Origin of the sequence: Nocardioides gilvus, from assembly GCF_003194605.1 — a bacterium.
Classification (GTDB): domain Bacteria; phylum Actinomycetota; class Actinomycetes; order Propionibacteriales; family Nocardioidaceae; genus Nocardioides; species Nocardioides gilvus.
In genome coordinates, this window is the sequence record NZ_QHKY01000001.1 from 890,425 (window position 1) to 908,906 (window position 18,482).

The 18,482-nt window shown below is 70.2% G+C and carries 17 protein-coding genes; 10 read left to right on the forward strand and 7 right to left on the reverse strand.

Annotated features, from left to right (window positions below; genetic code table 11):
- Window positions 1–56 precede the first annotated feature (56 nt).
- The 5 genes from DNK52_RS04340 to DNK52_RS04360 are packed head-to-tail and all read left to right on the forward strand — an operon-like array spanning window position 57 to window position 5,230.
- The gene (locus DNK52_RS04340; protein ID WP_110239698.1) at window positions 57–1,700 is read left to right on the forward strand and encodes an ABC transporter substrate-binding protein; all 1,644 of its coding nucleotides are present in this window, start codon (window positions 57–59) and stop codon (window positions 1,698–1,700) included.
- Window positions 1,688–2,752 (forward strand): ABC transporter permease, encoded by a 1,065-nt coding sequence (locus DNK52_RS04345; RefSeq protein ID WP_239455375.1) that lies wholly within the window; start codon window positions 1,688–1,690, stop codon window positions 2,750–2,752. Before DNK52_RS04340 ends, DNK52_RS04345 begins: the two co-directional genes overlap by 13 nt.
- Entirely contained in the window at window positions 2,749–3,675 is a 927-nt protein-coding gene (locus DNK52_RS04350) for an ABC transporter permease (RefSeq protein ID WP_110239700.1), read from the forward strand. The genes DNK52_RS04345 and DNK52_RS04350 overlap by 4 nt, the downstream gene beginning before the upstream one ends.
- The gene (locus tag DNK52_RS04355; RefSeq protein WP_239455376.1) at window positions 3,672–4,553 is read left to right on the forward strand and encodes an ATP-binding cassette domain-containing protein; all 882 of its coding nucleotides are present in this window, start codon (window positions 3,672–3,674) and stop codon (window positions 4,551–4,553) included. Before DNK52_RS04350 ends, DNK52_RS04355 begins: the two co-directional genes overlap by 4 nt.
- On the forward strand, window positions 4,547–5,230 hold the full coding sequence (locus DNK52_RS04360) for an ABC transporter ATP-binding protein (RefSeq protein ID WP_110239701.1): 684 nt from the start codon (window positions 4,547–4,549) through the stop codon (window positions 5,228–5,230). Before DNK52_RS04355 ends, DNK52_RS04360 begins: the two co-directional genes overlap by 7 nt.
- Here DNK52_RS04360 and DNK52_RS04365 read toward each other — a convergent pair.
- Window positions 5,209–6,300: a winged helix DNA-binding domain-containing protein gene (locus DNK52_RS04365; RefSeq protein ID WP_110239702.1), complete on the reverse strand. Its 1,092-nt coding sequence runs from the start codon at window positions 6,298–6,300 to the stop codon at window positions 5,209–5,211. The two genes, DNK52_RS04360 and DNK52_RS04365, sit on opposite strands and share 22 nt — an antisense overlap.
- 130 nt (window positions 6,301–6,430) lie before the next feature.
- Between DNK52_RS04365 and DNK52_RS04370 the strand changes: the two genes are divergently transcribed.
- On the forward strand, window positions 6,431–7,897 hold the full coding sequence (locus DNK52_RS04370) for an HNH endonuclease signature motif containing protein (protein ID WP_110239703.1): 1,467 nt from the start codon (window positions 6,431–6,433) through the stop codon (window positions 7,895–7,897).
- A gap of 97 nt (window positions 7,898–7,994) precedes the next feature.
- Here the strand turns inward: DNK52_RS04370 and DNK52_RS04375 are convergent, their stop codons facing one another.
- From DNK52_RS04375 to DNK52_RS04390, 4 genes are all read right to left on the reverse strand, one after another.
- On the reverse strand, window positions 7,995–8,789 hold the full coding sequence (locus DNK52_RS04375; RefSeq protein WP_110239704.1) for an enoyl-CoA hydratase/isomerase family protein: 795 nt from the start codon (window positions 8,787–8,789) through the stop codon (window positions 7,995–7,997).
- Window positions 8,789–9,967: a thiolase family protein gene (locus DNK52_RS04380; protein ID WP_110239705.1), complete on the reverse strand. Its 1,179-nt coding sequence runs from the start codon at window positions 9,965–9,967 to the stop codon at window positions 8,789–8,791. Before DNK52_RS04380 ends, DNK52_RS04375 begins: the two co-directional genes overlap by 1 nt.
- 114 nt (window positions 9,968–10,081) lie before the next feature.
- Window positions 10,082–10,747, reverse strand: a complete 666-nt coding sequence (locus DNK52_RS04385) for a nitroreductase (RefSeq protein ID WP_110239706.1) — start codon at window positions 10,745–10,747, stop codon at window positions 10,082–10,084.
- A gap of 121 nt (window positions 10,748–10,868) precedes the next feature.
- Complete coding sequence (locus DNK52_RS04390) at window positions 10,869–11,714, reverse strand: 3-hydroxybutyryl-CoA dehydrogenase (protein WP_110239707.1); 846 nt, start codon at window positions 11,712–11,714, stop codon at window positions 10,869–10,871.
- 110 nt (window positions 11,715–11,824) lie between these two features.
- Between DNK52_RS04390 and DNK52_RS04395 the strand changes: the two genes are divergently transcribed.
- Window positions 11,825–12,523 carry a TetR/AcrR family transcriptional regulator gene (locus DNK52_RS04395; protein ID WP_110239708.1) on the forward strand — a complete coding sequence of 233 codons (699 nt, stop codon included), beginning with the start codon at window positions 11,825–11,827 and terminating at the stop codon, window positions 12,521–12,523.
- Here DNK52_RS04395 and DNK52_RS04400 read toward each other — a convergent pair.
- Together DNK52_RS04400 and DNK52_RS04405 are read right to left on the reverse strand one after the other, a co-directional pair.
- Window positions 12,517–13,137, reverse strand: a complete 621-nt coding sequence (locus DNK52_RS04400) for a rhomboid family intramembrane serine protease (protein WP_239455377.1) — start codon at window positions 13,135–13,137, stop codon at window positions 12,517–12,519. The genes DNK52_RS04395 and DNK52_RS04400 overlap by 7 nt on opposite strands.
- 52 nt (window positions 13,138–13,189) lie before the next feature.
- Window positions 13,190–13,843: a hypothetical protein gene (locus tag DNK52_RS04405; protein WP_162598596.1), complete on the reverse strand. Its 654-nt coding sequence runs from the start codon at window positions 13,841–13,843 to the stop codon at window positions 13,190–13,192.
- Between the two features lie 183 nt (window positions 13,844–14,026).
- Here DNK52_RS04405 and DNK52_RS04410 point away from each other — a divergent pair, with 183 nt between their 5' ends.
- From DNK52_RS04410 to DNK52_RS04420, 3 genes are all read left to right on the forward strand, one after another.
- A complete protein-coding gene (locus tag DNK52_RS04410; RefSeq protein ID WP_239455378.1) occupies window positions 14,027–14,542 on the forward strand; it encodes a MarR family winged helix-turn-helix transcriptional regulator in 516 nt (171 codons plus the stop codon).
- 167 nt (window positions 14,543–14,709) lie between these two features.
- Window positions 14,710–17,937, forward strand: coding sequence for a fused isobutyryl-CoA mutase/GTPase IcmF (gene icmF / locus DNK52_RS04415; protein WP_110239711.1), 3,228 nt, complete (start codon window positions 14,710–14,712; stop codon window positions 17,935–17,937).
- A gap of 57 nt (window positions 17,938–17,994) precedes the next feature.
- The gene (locus DNK52_RS04420; RefSeq protein WP_110239712.1) at window positions 17,995–18,429 is read left to right on the forward strand and encodes a universal stress protein; all 435 of its coding nucleotides are present in this window, start codon (window positions 17,995–17,997) and stop codon (window positions 18,427–18,429) included.
- Window positions 18,430–18,482 lie beyond the last annotated feature (53 nt).

Sequence of the window (18,482 nt, forward strand, 5' to 3'; positions counted from 1 at the left end):
CCATTCGTCAGTTCGGTCGCGTAGGCTTATTGCCAATCGTTCGCAATAGGAGTGACATGACGCCTCGCCTCCCCCTGGCCAGCCGCCGCAACCGCCTGCGCCGCACCGGCACGGCTGCCGTCCTGGCGCTCGCGGCCAGCACGCTCGTCGCCTGTTCCTCCGATTCCGAGGCGACCTCGGGCGAGAAGCCGACGGAGCTGCGGCTCGCGATCGGCGGCGAGTCGGAGGAGGGGTACGACCCCACCACCGGATGGGGTCGCTACGGCGCCCCGCTCTTCCAGTCGACCCTGCTGACGCGCACCGCCGACCTCGGCGTCGAGAACGACCTCGCCACCGACTACTCGGTGAGCAAGGACGGCCTCACCTGGACCGTCGACATCCGCACCGACGCCGTCTTCTCCGACGGCGAGCCGGTGACGTCTGCGGACGTCGCCTACACCTTCAACACCGCGGCGAAGGCCGGCGGACTGACCGACGTCACCGGGCTCGACGAGGCCGTGGCGATCGACGAGGACACCGTCGAGATGCGCCTCGTCGAGCCGCGCTCGACCTTCGTGAACCGCCTGATCAGCCTCGGCATCGTGCCCGAGCACGCCCACGCCGGCCAGGGTGACGCGTACGCCCAGGAGCCGATCGGCTCTGGCCCGTTCACCTTCGTCGACTGGCAGAAGGGGCAGCAGCTGATCGTCGAGCGCAACGACGACTACTACGGCACCAAGCCTGACTTCGAGCGCCTCGTCTTCGTCTTCACCGACGAGGACGCCAGCCTGGCTGCGGCCCGCACCGGCGAGGTCGACCTCGTCGCGCTCCCCTCCTCCCTTGCCACCGACGAGATCGACGGGATGGAGCTCGAGGCCGTCACCTCCATCGACAACCGCGGCATGTCCCTGCCGGCAGTCGCCGACGAGGGCAAGAAGAGCGAGTCCGGTGCCCCGATCGGCAACGACGTCACCTCGGACGTGGCCGTACGCCGCGCGATCAACCTGGTGATCGACCGCCAGGGCCTCGTCGACGGCGTGCTGGAGGGCTTCGGCTCCCCGGCCACCGGCCCGGTCGACGGCGCGCCCTGGTACGAGCCCAGGTCCGCCATCGACGACAACGACCCCGACGGTGCCGTCGCCGAGCTCGAGCAGGCCGGCTGGATCGACTCCGACGACGACGGCGTCCGCGAGAAGGACGGAGTGAAGGCCACCTTCAACCTCCTCTACCCGGCCGGCGACACGCTGCGCCAGGGCCTCGCGCTCAGCGTCGTCGACATGGTCAGGCCCGCCGGCATCGAGATCACGACCGAAGGCGTCAGCTGGGACGAGATCGACAAGCGGCTGCACACCGACGCCGTCCTCTTCGGCTGGGGCAGTCACGACCCGACCGAGATGTACAACCTCTACCACTCCTCGATGGCCGGGACCGACCTCTTCAACGCCGGCTTCTACAGCAACGAGATCGTCGACGAGCACCTCGACGCCGCCCTGGCGGCCACCGACCCCGAGGTCGCCAACCAGCACTGGAAGGATGCCCAGCTCGACACCGACGGCAACGGCTTCACCGCCCCCGCCGACGCCGCCTGGGCGTGGCTGGTCAACCTCGAGCACACGTACTTCGTGGACCAGTGCCTCGACCTGGGCGAGCTGCACATCGAACCGCACGGCCACGGCTGGCCGATCACCTCCAGCCTGACCCAGTGGCGGTGGGACTGCTGAACGGCCCGCCCCTGACCGTCGGCAGGCTGGCCGGTCGCCTCGCGCGACTCCTCAGCCTGCTGGTGGCCGTCGCCATCGGCACCTTCGTGCTGCTGGCGGCCTCGCCCATCGACCCGATCGAGGCGTACGTCGGCGCCGACAGCGCCTCCATCGGCACCGAGCAGCGTGACCAGATCGCCGAGCGTTGGGGTCTCGACGAGCCCCCGCTGCAGCGCTTCACCGCGTGGGCCGGCAACGTCGTCACCGGCGACCTCGGCACGTCCCAGGTCTTCAACGAGCCGGTGATCGACGTGATCGCCGACCGCTTCATGGCCAGCCTCTCGTTGTTGGTGCTGGCCTGGCTCCTCTCCGGCGTCCTGGGTTTCGCGCTCGGTCTGCTCGCCGGCGCGAGGCGCGGCACGTGGCTGGACCGCACCCTCACCTGGTGGGCCTACACCCTGGCCTCGGCGCCGACCTTCTGGATCGGCCTGCTGCTCCTGTACGTCTTCTCCGTCTCGCTGCAGTGGACCCCGGTCTGCTGCGCCGGCCCGATCGGTGCCCTGCCCGGGGAGATCAGCCTGCTCGACCGGTTGCACCACCTGATCCTCCCCGCGCTCACGCTGAGCGTCGTCGGCATCTCCCCGGTCCTGCTGCACACCCGGCAGTCGACCATCGAGACGCTGGCCAGCGACCACGTCGCGTTTGCCCGGTCCCGGGGCGAACGCCTCCCCGGCCTGGTCCTGCACCGGGTGGCACGCAACGCCGCGGCCCCGGCCCTGATGCTGCAGTTCGCTGGCGTCGGAGAGTTGATCGGTGGCGCTGTGCTGGCCGAACAGGTCTTCACCTATCCCGGCCTCGGGCAGGCCACGACCACTGCCGCCATGCGCCAGGACATCCCGTTGCTGTTGGGCATCGCGCTCTTCACGGCGATCCTCGTCTTCATCGGCAACCTGCTCGGCGACCTCGCCCACCGCGCCGTTGCTCCGCAGACTCGTGAGCAAGGTGGGGACGCGTCCCGTAGTGAGTCCCGGGGCGAGCTGCGGGACCTGGCCCGGGAGCAGGTGACACCATGAGCCTCGATGTCCGCTCCCCCAACGGCCCGAACGGCGCGAACGGCCCGAACGGCTCAGCGGCCGACGAGCCCGCCGAGCAGGGCGCGGGCCCGCGTACGGCCCGGTGGCGCGACCGCCGCACCCGCACGATGACCAGCCTCGTCGTCGCCCTGCTCGCCGTCATCGCGGTTGCTGTCGCCGGCACCTGGGCGAACGGTCCTGCCGGGATCACCGACCTGGCGGCCCGCAATGAAGGCCCGTCGTGGGACCACCTCTTCGGCACCGACCGCTATGGCCGCGACCTCTTCCAACGTACGTTGGTGGGTCTGCGCCTGAGCCTGGTCGTCGGCACCGTCGCCGCGGTGATGTCCGGAGCGATCGCCCTCGTGCTCTCGCTCTTCGCGACCGTCGGTGGACCGGTCGCCCGGGCAGTCGTGAACTGGCTCGTCGACCTCTTCCTGGCGCTGCCGCACCTGGTGCTGCTGATCCTGCTGGCCTTCGCGCTCGGCGGCGGCACCGAGGCCGTGATCCTCGCCGTCGGCCTGACCCACTGGCCGCGGCTGACCCGTGTCCTGATGGCCAAGGGCGCAGAGACCACCAGCGCCGACTACGTCGCCCTCTCGCGCGCGCTGGGGCGCAGCCGGTTCCACATCGCGCGGCGCCATCTCGCCCCGCACCTGGTCCCGCACTTCTCGGTCGGGGTGATCCTGATGTTCCCGCACGCGATCCTGCACGAGGCCGCGCTGTCGTTCCTCGGCCTGGGCATCGACCCCGGTCTCCCCGCGATCGGCATCCTGCTCTCGGACTCGATGCGTTCCCTCTCGGCCGGTCACTGGTGGCTCGCCGCCCTGCCCGGTCTCTGCCTCCTGGTGGTCGTGAAGCTCATCGACCGCATCGGTGAGGACCTCCGTCTGCTCGTCGACCCGAGGAGTGCCCAGCTGTGACCACCTCTCCCCTGCGCCCGGTGAACCCGGCTCCGGCCCTGCTCGCGGTGGAGCACCTCGCGGTCTCCTTCACCCAGTACGAGCGCGGCCTCCGACGGCGTACGGTCACCCCGGTCACCGACATCTCCCTCGACGTACGCGCGGGTGAGGTCGTGGCCCTGGTCGGCGCGAGCGGCGCCGGCAAGAGCCTGCTGGGCCACGCCGTGCTCGGCATGCTGCCGCCCAATGCCACCCCTGCCGGCAGCATCCGCTGGCGCGGTGAGGAGACCGACGTACAGGCCCTGCGACGCCTCGCCGGCCGTGAGGTGGCCCTGTTGCCCCAGTCTCTGAGCCACCTCGATCCGACCGCCAGCGTCGGTGCCCAGCTGCGCCGAGCGGCGCGCCTCACCGGAGCCTCCCGGGCGGGGGCGCGGGCGGTGGCACGCGAAGCCGTCGTGGCCCAAGGACTCGACGAGTCGGTCCTGAAGCTCTACCCGCACCAGCTCTCCGGCGGGATGGGGCGGCGCGTCCTCACCGCCATCGCGCTGCTCGGCAACCCGTCGCTGGTGATCGCCGACGAACCCACGCCCGGCCTCGCCCCGGAGAGCGTCACGGCGGTGCTCCGTCGCTTGCGCTCGATCGCCGAGGGTGGCGCGGGGGTCCTGCTGATCACCCATGAGATCACCGGCGCGCTCGCAGTGGCCGACCGCGTGGTCGTGGTGGATCGCGGCCGCACCCTGGAGGAGTCGCCGGTCGAGGCGTTCACCGCTGACGGCGAACGGTTGGCCCACCCGTACAGCCGCGCGTTGTGGCAGGCGCTGCCCGCCAACGGCTTCCGGATGGCGGACGACCACACCCGGGTGGGCGCGGGGATGCGCGGCGAGGACCTGGCGTGCTGATCGGCCGCGGCCTCTCCTACCGGTACTCGCGGCGCGGGCCATGGGTGCTGCGCGACCACGACGTCGAGGTCGCGGCGGGCCGGGTGCTCGGACTGCGCGGGCCGAGCGGTTGCGGCAAGTCGACCCTGGCTGCCGTGCTGGCTGGTCTCCGGAGCCCGGCCGCCGGCACGGTCGAGGTCGACGGGGTCCCGCTCGGCGACGGCAGTCCCGGCAGTGGTCCCCGTCCGGTGCAGCTCGTGCTGCAGCACCCCGAGCGTGCGATGAACCCTCGCTGGAAGATCCGTGACGTGCTGGCCGAGGCGTTCGCCGGGTCACGCGACGCAGCCCGCGTCGCGGCGACCGAGCGTGTCGAGTCCGAGTGGGACGCCCACCACGGACTGGTCTCACCGGAGTGGCTCGATCGCTTTCCGCACGAGATCTCCGGGGGTGAGCTGCAGCGGGTCAACCTCGCTCGGGCCCTCTTCACCTCACCTGCCTACCTGGTCGCCGACGAGATCTCCTCGAGCCTGGACGCCATCACCCAGACCGTGCTCTGGCACCGGCTGGACCACGAGGCCCACGAGCGCGGACTCGGGGTGCTGGCCGTGTCGCACGACGGGCCGCTGCTGGCCCAGGTGGCCGACGAGGTGATCGAGTTCCAGCCCGCTCGGCCCCGTCAGGGCGCCACCCACGGATAGTCGGTGAAGAGCCGCTTCAGGGTGGCGCCCTGGCGCGGTGAGTGGGACGCGAACTCGGTCAGCTCGAGTTTGCGTTTGCCAGCGCGTCCGCTGCGGGTCCAGGTGCCGACGACCCGCCCGCCCCGCACGACCGACTTCTTGAAGACGCCGTTGTTGCCGGGCACGAGCGCGGCGTGTTCCTTCTCGTCCATCGCGAAGAGGCGGTCTGCGTAACCGAGCACGAACTCGTCGAAGCCCGGCAGCAGCAGGGTCGCCGCGGTCGTACGCCCCAACGCGGTCACCTCGTCGAGCAGTCCGGGACGCCAGTAGCGCGGCTCACCGTCAGTGGTCGCCGCATCGCTCTCGAACTCGTCAGCCACCAGTGCGAGCGCCGCGCGGATCTCCTTGAGCGGCAGCTTGGTCCACCATGCGAAGTCACGGATGGTGGCGGGCCCGTGGCTGGACAGATAGCGCCGCAGCAGGTCGGCGACTGCGGGCACCCGCTCACCGTTGAAGCGGTCCTCGAGGGAGCGGTCTGCGGGGAGCCAGGTCTCGGCGAGCACGACGTCCTGGTCGGAGCCGTTCCACGGTCCGTAGCAGAGCGTGGTCTCGTGGATCAACGCGCTGAGCAGGTGGTAGCCGCGGCCCTCGTGCGTGCCGGGACCAGCCTCGTCCCAGCGAGCGAAGAGGGCGGAGCGCGAGGCTGGGCCTCCTGCCAGCAACTCGTGCGCGAGCTCGCGGGCCCGGTCGACGTCAGCCTCGTCGAGCCCCAGCTGCGGGCGCCTCGCCCGGGAGGCTCGGAGCGCGGGCCCGGCACAGAGCTGGGTGACCCAGGTGACGTCCTCGGCGGCCATCAGGAAGACGGTGCCGCGCATGGGGTAGCCCCGCACGAGCCTTCCCGCGTCGAGGTCGGCGACCACCTCGTCCACACTGCCCGAGGTCGTACGCAGCGCGGCCGAGGCGAGCGCCCCGGGAAGGTCCTGGCCCTGCATTGCTCCGAACGCGCGCACGGCCTCGGCGGGCGTGGCCCAGGGTCGCGTCAGGAGACCTTGGGCGACGAGCCGTTGGCGGGCGAGGGTGGGGTCGGGCATGGCGCCAGTATGGCGCGGTGGACCGACACTCTGCGGTGCCCTGGCGGCCTGCGAGAACGAAGAAGTCGTCTCTCCACAGGCCACGACTTTCCGCTGGCGACTGTCGGTGCCGCTCGCTAGAGTCGAACACATGCTCGAAGCGACCACGATCCCAGCACCCGCCGCGGCGGCACCCCCGGCGGGTGCCTCTGCACGGGACCTGTTGGACGCGGTTCGGGCTGAGCAGGTCGCAGCGCAGCGCGCCGAGGCGAACGTCCTGGCCTGCGCGTACGAGTGGGCGGTCATGCACCCATCGGCCGACGGTACGCAGAACGCGGACGACGCGGCCGTCTTCTTCCACCCAGCGGGTGAGGAGCCGATCAGCGGGGCGGGGTGTCCAGGAGTGGCGGAGTTCTCCGTCGCCGAGTTCGGCACGACCCTGGGGCTCTCGACCACGGCTGCGAAGAAGATGATCGGCCATGCCTTGGAGTTGGCCCACCGCCTGCCGCGGATCTGGTCTCGAGTCCGCTCCGGCGAGGTGCCCGCGTGGCGGGCACGACTGGTGGCAGAGGCGACCATCCACGCGTCGCCCTCGTTGACGGGTGACGCAGCGGCGTGGATCGACGCGCAGGTCGCGCCCTTCCTCACCAAGGTCGGCCAGGCCCAGATCGAGCGGACCGTCGAGCAGGCGAAGAAGCTCTTCGACCTCGCTGCGACACCAGAGCCGAATCCCGAGGACCCGTACGACGGCCTCGACCAGGACAACCGTCACGTGCACATCAACCACCGCCAACTCAACCCCGACGGGACCGTCGACATCACCGGTTCGTTGGAGCTGGTCGATGCGCTCGACCTCGACCACGCGGTGCGGTGCGGCGCCGAGGAGCTGAAGAGGCTGGGATCCACCGACTCGCTCGGCGGGCGCCGCGCGAAGGCGCTCGGCCACATCGGACGTCACCAGCTCGCGCTCGACCTGATGGGCGCACGTGGAACGGCGCCTGCCGCTGACGAAGGTAGGGCCGCGCTGGGCGAGTTCGACCGGCGGTTGGCCGGGACTGCCGCTCGTCGGCTCGACCTGCACCTGCACTTCGACGCGATGTTCAGCCCCGACACCGGCCTCTGTGTCTCCCCCGCGGGTCGCCTCGAAGGCGGTCAGCGACTGCTGCTGCTCGAGCAGGTGAAGGCCTGGATGGGCGACTCACACACCGAAGTCCGGATCCTGCCCGTCATCGACCTCAACACCGAGATCGAGTGCGAGACCTACCGCCCGTCACGGCGCCTCGAACGCCAGGTCGAGCTCCGCGACCAGACCTGTGTCTTCCCGTGGTGCACCCGACCCGCCGCACGCTGCGACACCGACCACGTCGAGCCGTACGACCACTCCGCACGGGCTGAGGGTCGCGATCAACCAGGTCCGACGTCCACCAGCAACCTAGGTGCACTGTGCAGGTCGCACCACCGCCTCAAGACTCACACCGCCTGGCAGGTCACCTCGCCGGCCAACGGGGTCTTCGTATGGACCAGTCCTCACGGGCACCGGTACCGGCGTGATCGTCACGGCACCGAGCCGCTCCCTCCGGAGCCACGTCCCCCAGAGCCACGCTCAGCGTCCGACTGACCCCAGAGCTGCAGAACCGCGTGACCCCGCACAGGCCATCAGCCTGCACGGGGTCATCAGCGCGCGCCTCAGTGAGCGCGGTGTGCTCGAGCGACAGTCAGCGCGAGACGAAGGCGTTGATCAGGCCCTGAGCCTCATCACCGGTCACCATTGCGGAGATGGTGCGCGCCTCCTCGAGGCCCATCTCCTCACGGGTCTGCGACCACCCGGCACGCAGCAGGCGCCGGGCCTGACCGAGCGCGCCCGCAGGACCCGCCGCGAAACCGGCCGCGATCTCACCGGCACGCACCGAGGCATCGACACCCTCGTCGACGACCTCTGCCACCAGACCCCACTCGAGCGCGGTCTCCGGACCGATCGGCTTGTTCGCCAACGCGAAGGAGAGTGCCCGCTGCTGACCGATCGCCCGAGGCAGCAACCACGAGACGCCACAGTCAGGCGTGAGCCCTATCCCCGGGTAGGCGAAGACGAACTTGGTCCCCGCCGCAGCCACGATCACGTCGGCCGCCAACATGATGGCCAGACCCGCACCAGCCACGGCACCCTGCACCGCGGCGACGACCGGCTTGGAGAGCGCCTCGAGCGCGCGTACGGCAGCGTCCGCCTCCACGGCCAGCGCGTACAGGAAGGTGGCCTGGTCCTCGGCGGCCGCGAAGGACGCCACGTCCCCACCACCACAGAAGCGCTTGCCCGCCCCGGTCAGCAGGACGGCGCGTACGTCGTCGTCACCCTGCGCCCACTCCGTTGCCTCACGCAACGCCGTGGCCAGCGCCATGTCGAGCGCGTTGGCCGCGTCGGGGCGGTTCAGCTGGAGGTGGGCCACGCCGTCGGCCACGTCGTAGGTCACGGGACCCTCCGACGTCGGTCCCCCGGCCACGGACCCCTGGGCCATCAGACCCTCCGGAACATCGCAGCCAGCGCCTGGCCGCCACCGATGCACATGGTGACGATGCCGGTCTCGAGGTCACGACGGACCATGTCCTTGGCGATCCGCACAGTGAGGATCGCGCCGGTGGCGCCGACCGGGTGACCCAGCGCGATCGCGCCGCCGTACGGGTTGACCTGCTCGGGAGTGAAACCGACGTCGCGGCGCACGGCAACCGCCTGGGAGGCGAAGGCTTCGTTCAGCTCGACCACGTCGACATCGCTCGCGGCCATGCCGGTCTTCTCGAGCAGCGCGTTGATCGCGTGGGTCGGCGCGTAGCCCATCAGCGTCGGGTCCATCGCGGCGGTGGTCACGGCCTCGAGGGCGACCATCGGCGTGAGGCCGCGCTCGGCGGCGGCGGACTCGCGGGCCAGGACGACCGCGGCGCCACCGTCGTTGATGCCGGACGCGTTGCCGGCGGTGACCGACCCGTCCTTCTTGAAGGCGGGGCGCAGACCGGCGAGCGTCTCGACGGTGGTCTGCGGCTTCGGGTGTTCGTCGGTGCTGACAGTGACCGGCTTCCGGCCCCCCACCTCGTACGCGACGATCTCCTCGGCGAAGGCGGCCTGGGCCTCCGGGCTGGCGGCGCGGCGCTGCGACTCGGCGGCGAACTCGTCCTGCTCGGTGCGGGAGACGCCGTACTTGTCGGCGACGTTCTCGGCGGTGACGCCCATGTGGATGCTGCTGAAGGGGTCGGTCAGCATCATCACGGTGCCGTCGACCAGCGACCGGTCACCGAGGCGGTAGCCGTTGCGGGCGCCGAAGTCGTAGAACGGCATCCGCGACATCGACTCGTTGCCACCCGCGAGGGTGAAGTCGAGGTCGTTCCAGCGCATCTCCATCGCGGCCGACCAGATCGCCTGCAGGCCCGAGCCACAGAGGCGGTTGACCGTGTAGGCGGGCACATTGACCGGCAGTCCAGCTGTGACCGCGACCCGGCGCGCGTTGTAGGCGTCAGGGCCGACCTGGCCGATGCAGCCCATCACGACCTCGGAGATGTCGGAGCCCTCGACGCCGGCGCGCTTCAGCGCCTCGACGGACGCCGCGGCGCCGAGCTCGAAACCCGGCACGTCCTTGAAGACGCCACCGAAGCTGCCGATGGGGGTGCGGGCGCCGTCGAGGACGACGATCCGGTCGTTGGTCATGGTGGAACTCCTCGCAGGGTGGTCGACCTCGAGGGTCGGCCTGGGTGGTCGGCCGCCGGGGTCAGTCAGGGCAACGCGATCGACGTTACCGCGCGCCAGCGGGAGGTCGAGAGGTCAGTCCGTGAGGTGGTGCACGACCTCGGCCATCGGTGCCCGCGCCGTGCGGAAGGCGTTGACCGGGTCGCTGTCGTCCTCGTGCCCGAAGGAGATCGCGCAGACCACCTGTCGCCCCTGGGGCAGGTCGAGGAAGTCACGCACCGTGTCGGAGTACATCGCGATGGCTCCCTGGGCGATCGAACCGATCCCGGCCTCGGCCAGCAGGAGCGTGAAGACCGTGATCCACCCGCCGCAGTCGAGCACCCCGTAAGTGCCCAGATCGGCGTCGGTGGTGAGCACCAGCACGTGCGGAGCACCGAAGAACGAGAAGTTCTTGAACGACTGCATGGCCCGGGCGTCGCGGTCCGCGCGCTCGATGCCCAGCGCCTCGTAGAGGGCGTACCCGGACTCCCGGCGACGCTCCGCGGAGACCCCGGCGTACGTCGGCAGGCCGAGGTCCGCACTCTGCGGCTGGGTGAGCACGGCGTCGGAGAGCGTCTTGGAGAAGCGGTCCTTGGCTGCCCCGGAGAGCACGTGGACCTGCCACGGCTGGGTGTTGCACCACGACGGGGAGCGCTGGGCCCGGGCCAGCACCTCGTCGATCACTGCACGGGGCACCGGCTCGTCGGTGAAGGCGCGGGCGCTGTGGCGGTTGGCGAGCAGGTCACTGAGGGTCGAAGGCACGGGGTCAAGTGTGACCCATGGGCCGTGACCGGTCCCGAGATGTCGCGCTTGCGCCGCAACGTCATCACCGCCGTACGCCCTGGGCGTCGGCGGTGGTGACGTCCGGCAGCGTGGCGGTGCTTCAGCCGTACGTGTAGAAGCCGCGACCGCTCTTGCGACCCAGCAGGCCGGCGTCGACCATCCGGTTGAGCAGCGGCGGGGCCGAGTAGAGGGGCTCCTTGAACTCCTCGTAGAGCGACTCGGCGACGGCCTTGGTGGTGTCCAGACCGATGAGGTCAGCCAACGCCAGCGGGCCCTGCGGGTGGGCCGCACCGAGCACCATGCCGCGGTCGATGTCCTCGGCGGAGGCGAAGCCGGACTCGAACATCCGGATCGCGGAGAGCACGTAGGGGATGAGCAGCGAGTTGACGACGAAGCCGGCGCGGTCCTGGCAGTCGATGGCCTCCTTGCCGAGGGTCCCCTGCACGAACTCGCGGGCCTGCTCGGTGACCTCGGGGTCGGTGACGATCGACGGCACGAGCTCGACGAGCTTGAGCACCGGGACCGGGTTGAAGAAGTGGATGCCGATGACCTTCTCGGGACGGGAGGTGACGACGCCGAGCTTCATGATCGGGATGGAGGAGGTGTTGGAGGCCAGGATCGCGTCGCGGCTCTCCACGATCTTGTCGAGGTCACGGAAGAGCTGGGTCTTGATTTCCTCGTCCTCGACGATCGCCTCGATGACGAGGTCACGGTCGGCCATCACGTTGAGGTCGGTCTCGAAGCGCACGCACTCCAGGACGGCTGCGGCCGAGTCGATCTTGCCCTTCGACTCCGCGCGCTCCAGCGACTTGGTCATGCGAGCCCTGGCGGCTTCGGCTGCCTGCTCGTTGGACTCCACTACGATCACGTCGAGTCCAGCTCGGGCGCTCACCTCTGCAATGCCCGATCCCATCAAGCCGCCACCGACGACTCCGACCTTCTTCATGCTGTTGCCTCTCGCGTTTGGGACTCAGTACCGTGAGTTACGGTACTCAGTACCACTCAGTAAACCAAAGCCTCCCCCTCGCCGGACCGAAACGAAGGAGAACCGCCGCGATGTCGACCCGAGCCCGCCTCATCGAGGCCGCCTTCACCCTCTTCGACGAGCAGGGCTTCGAGGAGACGACGGTCGATGACGTCGTGCAGCGTGCTGGCGTGGGGCGTACGACCTTCTTCCGTCACTTCCGCGCGAAGGAGGACGCGGTCCTGCCCGACCACGCCGGGCTCCTGAGCCAGGTCGAGGAGCGGTTGGCCCAGTCGGACCACCTGGCCACCCGGGTCGTCGAGGCCGCCCGGGTGGTCCTGGACCACTACCTGGCCGAGGGTGAACGCGCTCGTCTGCGGCACCGTCTGGCCGGCAGCGTCCCGGCGATCCGCTCCCGCGAGACCGCCGGCCATCGCGCCTACCAGCGCGCCTTCCTCGCCGCGATCCGCGCCGAGCTCGGCACTGACCCCGACGCCGAGCTGGAGGCCGAGTTGATCGCCAACGCCGTGGTCACCGCCCACAACGTGGTGCTGCGACGCTGGCTCCGCGGGGTCACCGAGACGCCGACGACCGAGTTCGACCGGGCGCTGGCCCGAGCCACCGAACCGTTGCGCGCCACCACTGCCACTTCCGTACGCACCCCCCAGACGTCGGCGCCCGACGGTGAGGTCGCACCCGAGGTCACCGCGGAGGCGGCACGTCGCAGCGTTGCCCTGCTCGAGGAGCTGCTCCCCACGCTGCGCCGTCTGGCGGACGACCAGGCTCAGTAGGCCTGGAGGTGGCGGCGCCGTTCGCCCTTCTCCAGCATCGCTGCCGCGAGCACCCCGCCGATGGCGCCGAAGAGGTGCCCCTGCCAGGAGATCCCGGCCGTGGTCGGGAGAACTCCCCAGAGCATCGAGCCGTAGACGAGGAAGATGACCACGCCGAGCAGGATCTGCAGCGGTCGACGCGTGAAGAAGCCACGGAGCACCAAGTAGGCGAGCCAGCCGAAAACCAGGCCGGAGGCGCCGATGTGCACCGTCCCGGCCCCACCGAGGATCCAGGTGCCGACGCCGGAGACCAGCCAGACGGTGAGGGTGACGGCCCACCACTTGCTCAGGCCGGCCAGCGCGATCAGGAAGCCGAGCACCAGCAGGGGTCCCGAGTTGGCGGCCAGGTGATCCCAGTCGCCGTGCAGGAACGGCGCCAGGAGGATGCCGATGAGCCCGTCGCTAGTGCCTGGCCGGATCCCCTCACGGTCGAGGTCGCCGGACATCACCAACTGGTCGAACCCCTCAACCACCCACAGCAGTGCCACGAAGCCGAGGGTCCACACGCCTGCGCCGAGCCAGTTGGCGCGCGGCTGACGGACGCCGGAGTGCGGGAATGGTCGCGGGGAGTTCACAGGCGCAACGGTACGCAGCCGATCCCAGCGCGACCCGGACGCGCGGGCCCGCTCAGCCCCAGGGCCGCCAGCTCGGCACCCGGTCGAGCGCCACCAGGAAGCCCACGGAGCTGACCAGGACCATGCCGCCGGGCACCGCGTGGACCTCGGACGGGGGCACCTGGTAGTCCCAGTCGAACGCCCAGCCACCGCCACCGCGCGTCGCGAAGGGCTCGTTGCTGACGTCGCTGACGTCCAGGCTGCCGGGGAGCGGCGGGAGGTCGACCCAGTCCGCCGGTCGCTCCGGGCCACCCTCGGCCGCATGGAGGAGCGCGCCCGTCGAACGGCTCAGCACCACGTCGTCGGCGTGGGCGGTCCACACGCGCAGCGCGTCATCGCCCACCAACCCCAGGGCCGTCGGGCGCACGGGTGGCGGTTGGTCCGACTTCCAGCCGTCGTCGTGCCACTCGTAGAGGTCCTCGTCGACCCCGCTGCGCGGCAGGGCGGTGACCCACCGTTCGCGGCCGTCCGCGAGGGCGTACGCCCGGACGTCGTCGCCGACCACCACGACCACGTCGTCGACGACGCCCAGCCCGCGGTAGTCGCTGGCCGCGCGGATCCAGCGCACCCTGACGTCGACCTCGAGGTTGTGGTCGGGCAGCAGGATCGCGTCGTACCAGACACCCTCCACCTCCGGTCGCTCCACACTCGGTCGCCCAGTCCCCATGAGCCCTCCTGTTCCTGCGGTTGGTCTCGTGCCTCGAGCGTAGGAGCCTAGCGCCGACACTCGCAGCAGTTCGGCGTGACAGATCGCTACCCTTCCCCCATGCCTGCCCCTCCGAATCATGACGCGCCCGATCATGACGCGCCCGATCATGACGCGCCCGATCATGACGCGCCCAGTCATGACGTGCCCAGGGACGACACCCGCAGCCGTGATCCGATCACCGAGGCGCGGCGCCAGTGGGTCACGCACGGGTGGGCCGAGGCCGCTGACGGGATGGAGCTGGTGACGTCACTCGTGAGGGCCCACCAGCTGCTGATGGAGCGGATCGACGCTGTCCTGCGCCCGCTGGACCTCAGTTTCGCGCGGTACGAGGTGTTGCGCCTGCTCTCCTTCACCCACGACGGAGCGATGTCCATGACCCGCCTGGGCTCACTGCTGCAGGTGCATCCGACCAGCGCGACCAGCGCGGTCGCGCGCCTGGTGAAGCAGGGGCACGCCATCCGCGAGCGTGGCGCCCAGGACGGCCGCGTCGTACTGGCCTCGATCACGCACGCCGGGCGCGAGGTGGTCGAACAAGCCACCGAGCGGCTCAACGCCGAGGTCTTCGCCTCCCCGGGGATCAGCCCGGAGGAGACCGTGCAGCTCACCACCCTGCTGGGCGCACTGCGCGCGGCGGCGGGTGACGACGTACCGCACTGATCCGAGCACCCCCTCCCCCTTCCGAAGATTGCTTGGACGTCCTACCATCTAATTACTTGGACATCCAGATATCTCGGAGTCAGCTGATGCAGCAGCGCCCCCCAGCACCCACAGGCACACCACCCACCGGCACACCACTCGCACCCGCCCCCGCACCAGAACACGGCGTGCCACCGCTGCACGTGCCCCACCACCCGGTGCGCATCGTCACCGCCTCCAGCCTCTTCGACGGCCACGACGCCTCGATCAACATCATGCGCCGAATCTTCCAGGCCCAGGGCTGTGAGGTGATCCACCTCGGTCACAACCGTTCGGTCGCCGAGGTCGTCGACGCTGCGCTCGAGGAGGACGCCCAGGGCGTCGCCGTCTCCTCCTACCAGGGTGGCCATGTCGAGTACTTCGAGTACCTCGTCGAGTCCCTGCGCGCCGCCGGCGCCGGCCACGTCAAGGTCGTCGGGGGTGGCGGCGGGGTCATCGTGCCCGCCGAGATCGAGCGGCTGCGACAGTCCGGCGTCACCATCTTCTCCCCCGCCGACGGCCAACGCCTCGGCCTCGTCGGGATGGTCAACCAGGTCGTCGCCGACTGCGACTTTGATCCGTGGGAGATCCGGCAGGCCGACCTCGACGGCGTGCTCGCAGGCGTGCGTACGTCGGTGGCCCGGGCCCTGACCGGCGCCGAGACCGGGCAGCTCAGCGCGGAGATGCTGGCTGGCGTCCGCGCTGCAGCGAGCGCGAGTGGCGTCCCGGTGCTGGGCATCACCGGCACCGGCGGCTCCGGCAAGTCCAGCCTCACCGATGAACTCGTCCGCCGTTTCCGCGTCGACCAGGCCGACAAGTTGAGAATCGCCGTGATCGCCATCGACCCCACCCGACGCAAGGGCGGCGGTGCGCTGCTCGGCGACCGGATCCGCGCCAACGCGCTGGACCCGACGCACACCTTCTTCCGTTCGCTGGCCACCCGCGGCGCCCACGAGGTCCCGGCCCACCTGGCCGAGGTGATCGACGTCGTCAAGGCGGCCGGGTTCGACCTGGTGATCGTGGAGACCCCCGGCATCGGTCAGGGCGACGCCGCGATCGTGCCCTTCGTCGACACCTCGCTCTACGTGATGACGCCGGAGTTCGGCGCCGCCAGCCAGCTCGAGAAGATCGACATGCTCGACTTCGCCGAGACGGTCGCCATCAACAAGTTCGAGCGCCGCGGCGCCAAGGACGCGCTGCGCGACGTGGGGCGTCAGATGGTCCGCAACCGCGAGGCCTTCGGCCAGCGCCTCGAGGAGATGCCGGTCTTCGGCACCAGCGCCGCGACCTTCAACGACGACGGCGTCACCGCGCTCTACCAGCACCTGCGCGACACCTTGGCGACGATGGGGCTGCCGGTCTCCGAGGGTCAGCTGCCGCACGTCGACGTACGCCACTCGTCGACCATCCGCCAGGTCGTGCCGACCGAGCGGGTCCGCTACCTGGCCGAGATCACCGAGACCGTCCGCGGCTACCACGCGGCGACCCAGGCGTACGCGCAGGCAGCCAGCCGGGTGCAGCGCCTGGACCTCGTGGCCGGCGAACTCGTCGCGGCTGGTGAGAACGCCGCCAACGTCACCGCTCTCCTGGAGTCCGCCCGCCAGGAGGTCCCGCACGAGGTCGCCGAGCAGATCGCCGGATGGCCGGCCGTCGTGGAGGCGTACGCCGGCGAGGAGCAGGTCACGAAGGTGCGCGACCGCGAGATCGTCACCCAGCTGAGGCGGGAGTCGCTCTCGGGCACCCTGATCCCGCGCGTCGCGCTGCCGAGGTACACCGACCACGGCGAGCTGGTGAAGTTCTGGCGCAACGAGAACCTGCCCGGCCACTTCCCCTACACCGCCGGCGTCTTCCCGTTCAAGCGCGCCGGTGAGGACCCGGCCCGGATGTTCGCCGGCGAGGGTGACCCCTTCCGTACGAACCGGCGCTTCAAGCTGCTGTCCGGCGACGGCGAGGCCACCCGGCTCTCCACCGCCTTCGACTCGGTGACCCTCTACGGCCGCGACCCCGACCCGCGCCCCGACGTCTACGGCAAGGTCGGCACCGCGGGTGTCTCGGTGGCGACGCTGGAGGACATGAAGGCGCTCTACGACGGGTTCGACCTCGTCGACCCGAAGACCTCGGTCTCGATGACGATCAACGGCCCGGCGCCGACCGTGCTGGCCTTCTTCCTCAACACCGTCATCGACCAGCAGATCGAGAGGTTCCGCGAGCGCGAGGGGCGCGAGCCGTCCGCCGCCGAGCACGCCGAACTGCGGGCGTACGCGCTGGCGAACGTACGCGGCACCGTGCAGGCCGACATCCTCAAGGAGGACCAGGGCCAGAACACCTGCCTCTTCTCCACGGAGTTCAGCCTGCGGATGATGGCCGACATCCAGGAGTGGTTCATCTCGCGCGGCGTCCGCAACTTCTACTCCGTCTCGATCTCCGGCTACCACATCGCCGAGGCCGGGGCGAACCCCATCAGCCAGCTCGCGTTCACGCTGGCCAACGGCTTCACCTACGTCGAGGCCTACTTGGCTCGCGGCATGGACATCGACGACTTCGCGCCCAACCTCTCCTTCTTCTTCTCCAACGGCATGGACCCGGAGTACTCGGTGCTCGGCCGGGTCGCGCGCCGCATCTGGGCGGTGGCGATGAAGGAGAAGTACGGCGCAGGGGAGCGCTCGCAGAAGCTGAAGTACCACGTCCAGACGTCGGGCCGCTCCCTGCACGCCCAGGAGATGGACTTCAACGACATCCGGACCACGCTGCAGGCGCTCATCGCGATCAACGACAACGCCAACAGCCTGCACACCAATGCGTACGACGAAGCGGTCACCACCCCGACCGAGGAGTCGGTGCGCCGCGCGGTGGCGATCCAGCTGATCATCAACAAGGAGTGGGGCATGGCGATGAACGAGAACCCGAACCAGGGCTCGTTCATCATCGACGAGCTCACCGACCTGGTGGAGGCGGCAGTGCTGGCCGAGTTCGACCGGATCAACGAACGCGGCGGCGTGCTGGGCGCGATGGAGACCGGCTACCAGCGTGGCCGGATCCAGGACGAGTCGATGCGCTACGAGCACCGCAAGCACGACGGCTCGCTGCCGATCGTCGGCGTCAACACCTTCATCGACCCGGGCGCCGGGCGCAACCAGGTGGAGATCGAGCTCGCCCGGGCCACCGAGGAGGAGAAGCAGTCGCAGCTCACTCGTGTCCGCGCCTTCCAGTCCGCCCACCAAAGCGAGGCCCAAGAAGCGCTGACCCGGTTGAAGGAGGCTGCGGTCGCCGGCGAGAACGTCTTCGCGGTGCTGATGGAGGCGGCCCGGGTGTGCACGTTGCAGCAGGTCACCGAGGCGTTCTTCGAGGTGGGTGGGCAGTACCGCAGGAACGTCTGAGGCGTCGGCCGGGGTGAGGGGTCGGGTCCTGACATCACGACGACTTAGCATGAGGTCATGACGAAGAAAATTGTGGTCGGAGTCGACGGTAGCGAGACCGCGGAGGCGGCTGCGCTCAAGGCAGCAGCGCTCGCAGAGGCAATGGGCGCAGAGTTGGTCGTCGTCTCCGCCTACGCCAAGTTGGAGGTGGACACGGTCCGCTCGGGCAACGAGGAGTTCCGCTTCTCCACCGAGGAGGAGGCGTTGACGACCGCCACCCAGGGCGCCGCGATCGTGCGCGAGGAGTTCCCGGGAGTGACGAGCCGTGCCGAGTCCGTGCAGGGCAAGCCTGCCGCCGCGCTGGTCACCGCCGCCGAGGAGATCGGCGCCGACCTCATCGTGGTCGGCAACAAGCGGGTCCAGGGTCTGGGCCGGATGCTCGGCTCCATCGCGCGCGACGTCGCGGGGCACGCGCCGTGCGACGTGTACGTCGCCCACACCCACGAACGCTGAGTCGCGTCGTCGAGCGGTGTGACGTCCGGCGGCCCCCGAGCTGTTGATCGTGG

What these genes read in the sequence shown, in the direction of transcription:
- DNK52_RS04340 (WP_110239698.1), top strand. Translation starts at nt 57, where the DNA reads ATGACGCCTCGCCTCCCCCTGGCCAGCCGCCGCAACCGCCTGCGCCGC.
- DNK52_RS04350 (WP_110239700.1), top strand. Translation starts at nt 2,749, where the DNA reads ATGAGCCTCGATGTCCGCTCCCCCAACGGCCCGAACGGCGCGAACGGC.
- DNK52_RS04365 (WP_110239702.1), bottom strand. Translation starts at nt 6,300, where the DNA reads ATGCCCGACCCCACCCTCGCCCGCCAACGGCTCGTCGCCCAAGGTCTC.
- DNK52_RS04370 (WP_110239703.1), top strand. Translation starts at nt 6,431, where the DNA reads ATGCTCGAAGCGACCACGATCCCAGCACCCGCCGCGGCGGCACCCCCG.
- DNK52_RS04375 (WP_110239704.1), bottom strand. Translation starts at nt 8,789, where the DNA reads ATGGCCCAGGGGTCCGTGGCCGGGGGACCGACGTCGGAGGGTCCCGTG.
- DNK52_RS04380 (WP_110239705.1), bottom strand. Translation starts at nt 9,967, where the DNA reads ATGACCAACGACCGGATCGTCGTCCTCGACGGCGCCCGCACCCCCATC.
- DNK52_RS04390 (WP_110239707.1), bottom strand. Translation starts at nt 11,714, where the DNA reads ATGAAGAAGGTCGGAGTCGTCGGTGGCGGCTTGATGGGATCGGGCATT.
- DNK52_RS04395 (WP_110239708.1), top strand. Translation starts at nt 11,825, where the DNA reads ATGTCGACCCGAGCCCGCCTCATCGAGGCCGCCTTCACCCTCTTCGAC.
- DNK52_RS04405 (WP_162598596.1), bottom strand. Translation starts at nt 13,843, where the DNA reads ATGGGGACTGGGCGACCGAGTGTGGAGCGACCGGAGGTGGAGGGTGTC.
- DNK52_RS04420 (WP_110239712.1), top strand. Translation starts at nt 17,995, where the DNA reads ATGACGAAGAAAATTGTGGTCGGAGTCGACGGTAGCGAGACCGCGGAG.